The organism is Sulfuricurvum sp. (assembly GCF_028712165.1).
In the GTDB taxonomy this organism is placed as follows: domain Bacteria; phylum Campylobacterota; class Campylobacteria; order Campylobacterales; family Sulfurimonadaceae; genus Sulfuricurvum.
Window position 1 is genome coordinate 1 of record NZ_JAQTQR010000129.1, and the last position, 2,632, is coordinate 2,632.

Annotated in this window: 5 protein-coding genes; all 5 read left to right on the top strand. The window is 36.6% G+C overall.

What is annotated here, in order from left to right; translation table 11 throughout:
• Positions 1–557 precede the first annotated feature (557 nt).
• On the top strand, positions 558–1,355 hold the full coding sequence (locus PHP90_RS13950) for a BON domain-containing protein (protein ID WP_299931102.1): 798 nt from the start codon (positions 558–560) through the stop codon (positions 1,353–1,355).
• Between the two features lie 19 nt (positions 1,356–1,374).
• A complete protein-coding gene (locus PHP90_RS13955; protein WP_299931104.1) occupies positions 1,375–1,524 on the top strand; it encodes a lmo0937 family membrane protein in 150 nt (49 codons plus the stop codon).
• Positions 1,525–1,545: 21 nt separating this feature from the next.
• Positions 1,546–1,710 carry a hypothetical protein gene (locus PHP90_RS13960; RefSeq protein ID WP_299931106.1) on the top strand — a complete coding sequence of 55 codons (165 nt, stop codon included), beginning with the start codon at positions 1,546–1,548 and terminating at the stop codon, positions 1,708–1,710.
• Between the two features lie 134 nt (positions 1,711–1,844).
• The gene (locus tag PHP90_RS13965; protein ID WP_299931108.1) at positions 1,845–2,135 is read left to right on the top strand and encodes a hypothetical protein; all 291 of its coding nucleotides are present in this window, start codon (positions 1,845–1,847) and stop codon (positions 2,133–2,135) included.
• A 150-nt stretch (positions 2,136–2,285) separates the two neighbouring features.
• Positions 2,286–2,632 (top strand): hypothetical protein (locus PHP90_RS13970; RefSeq protein WP_299931110.1); only part of this gene is annotated, 347 nt, incomplete at its 3' end.

Genomic DNA, 2,632 nt, shown 5'->3' on the forward strand with positions numbered 1-2,632 from the left:
AAAAGATCTCACTATCAATCCCGGCATGAGTGTCACCGCAGAACTCAAAGTCGGTAAACGAAGAGTGATTGAGTTCTTTATCTATCCGATGATCAAATATCTCGATGAAGGGTTGAGTGTGAGATGAGGAAATTAATAAAAGGCGAAATAACTAATAAATATAATTCATATTTTTCATAAACAGCAAAAATAATTGCTCAACAATTCCATATTTATTAAAGAAGGGTTTTTATACTAAAATAAAATGCCTTACATTGTAGGATGATTTATCATAACGGGGTTGTCGCAGGTTCAAATCCTGCTTGACCCACCACCTTCAAAGTTCTTCCATTTTTGATTAATATAATTCTTCCATGCATAAAAATAATTTAAAGTGATATACTGTTTATAATTAAGTAGGTCTACTAGAACACATTTGAAGGAATTGTGTTCGATGATTGTAATAAATCCTTTCCAAAAAGTGTTATGAAAACACATGCTATAGACTGTATAGACGGTGTTCTAAAATAGAATGAGTAGCTCTCTGGATAAGTATTAGATAACATGAAAGAACTACTATGTTTTTCGTTAAAAAACTCTCCGATCAAAGTTTTAATAATAAAATAAATTCCCCAAAAGTGATTCACTCTACTGCAATGAATATTACGATGGCAGCAGCTGTTTTAGTTGCGACAGCTGTTCCTCTATTCGCCTCGGAAACTGATGACAAAATTGAATCTTCATTTAAAAAAAGTTATGTGTTTAAAACCTATCTCAAAGACGAGCACATTTCCATAAATTCTAAAAACGGAGCTGTTGTCTTATCCGGTAATGTTTTAGACGAGACCCATAAACCGATGGCGCAGGATACTGTTGAAGCGTTGCCTGGGGTCAAAAGTGTTGAGAATAATATCGTTATTAAAAACGATGATAAGTCTGATACGTGGCTTAAGATGAAAATCCAAACTACACTTTTGTTGCACAGTAATGTAAGAGCCAGTAAAACAGAAGTATTGGTAAAAAATGGAGTCGTTACTCTCAAAGGTAAAGCACAGAGCCAAGCCCAAAAAGAACTTACAACTGAATACACCAAAGATGTTGAAGGGGTAAAAGAGGTCAAAAACGAAATGACAATGGCAAAACCTTCTGAAACCATAGGTGACAAAATCGATGACGCTTCGATCACTGCTCAGGTAAAAATGACATTGATGATGCATAAATCTACGGGGGCAATCCGAACCAGTGTTGCCACTGATAATGGGGTAGTTACACTGAGCGGTCAAGCTAAAAACGATGCTGAACGTGATTTGGTTACAAAGCTTGCTGAAGATGTTGAGGGCGTTAATAATGTCATCAATAAAATGACTATTGAATAACACGCTAAAGGAGAGAGATATGTTGTGGACAATAGCAGTAATCTTATTGGTTTTATGGGCATTAGGTCTGGTCACCAGTTACACATTGGGTGGATTTATCCATCTGTTGCTTGTGATTGCCATCATTGTTGTTCTTATCCGAGTGATTCAGGGACGACGACCGCTCTAAAGAGCGAAAAAAGGATTTGAAATGAAAAAAAGTCTAACATCTATAATACTTCTGTTCGTGATACTCATGGCTAGTGGTTGCAGTGAAACATGGCAAGGTGCAAAAAAAGATACGGTTAACGGTGCCGAATGGAGCAAAGACAAGGTCAATGACGGAGCTCAATACGTAGAGAAAAAAACCGATTGATTCTAAATAATAGGGGTCATAAGTTTATGGCTGCCTCAATTAGAGGAGAAATATTTTGAACACAATGCGAATGAATCTCGATCTAGTGATTCATGGACGACGAGCGCTCTAAAGAGCGATAAAAAGGAAATAGTATGAGTGATAAAGCACTGTATCAACAAAAAAAAGAGGCTCAACTTGCTGTTTGGAAGGCTGAAATTGACACATTAAAAGCCAAAAGTTCAATGGCTAGTGCCGATGTACAGATTGAGATGAATAAACATATCACGATGCTTGAAAAGAAAATCGATGAGGGAAAATTAAAACTCTCAAATTTGATAGAAGCTACAGATGATATGTATGAATCCATAAAAAACGGAGTTGAATCCAGCTGGGATTCATTGAAAACAGCTTTCAGCGATATGGCGTCAAAGATCAAAAATTAGATTTTTAAATATAACCGGTGCTAATTTTTGCTTTTAACATACTCGATGTTTGTTAAGACATTTGATCATGATGCTGAATCTTGGATTTAGCCTATGATACGATTTTTAGCCGTTGTATTCAAAACAGCATAGATAAATAAAAGGAAATAAATGAAAAATTTTAAAATAGCAGCTGTAAGCACCCTCGTCATGATCGCACTCTCCGGATGTGTAGATAAAGCACCTACAACAGGGGATTTTATGCGTATGCATGCTCTGGATGAGAAAAAAACCGGAATTGATCAAAAAGCAATTGCCAAAGAATGGGATCGCGGATCAAAACTAAAACTATCGGGCGAAGAGATGATTAAAGAGGGCGATAAGCTTGTAAAAAGCGGAGACCAAGATATGACTCTTGGTAATCAAAAGATAGAACAAGGGAATAAAGACTCCATTGAGGGGACAGCGATTATGAACGAGAGCGAGCGTGTTTTTCAAGAAAAATATCCCGAACTGAA

Bases quoted from the DNA above. Each gene is read 5' to 3' on its own strand.
- PHP90_RS13950 (WP_299931102.1), top strand. From the start codon at position 558: ATGTTTTTCGTTAAAAAACTCTCCGATCAAAGTTTTAATAATAAAATA.
- PHP90_RS13955 (WP_299931104.1), top strand. From the start codon at position 1,375: ATGTTGTGGACAATAGCAGTAATCTTATTGGTTTTATGGGCATTAGGT.
- PHP90_RS13960 (WP_299931106.1), top strand. From the start codon at position 1,546: ATGAAAAAAAGTCTAACATCTATAATACTTCTGTTCGTGATACTCATG.
- PHP90_RS13965 (WP_299931108.1), top strand. From the start codon at position 1,845: ATGAGTGATAAAGCACTGTATCAACAAAAAAAAGAGGCTCAACTTGCT.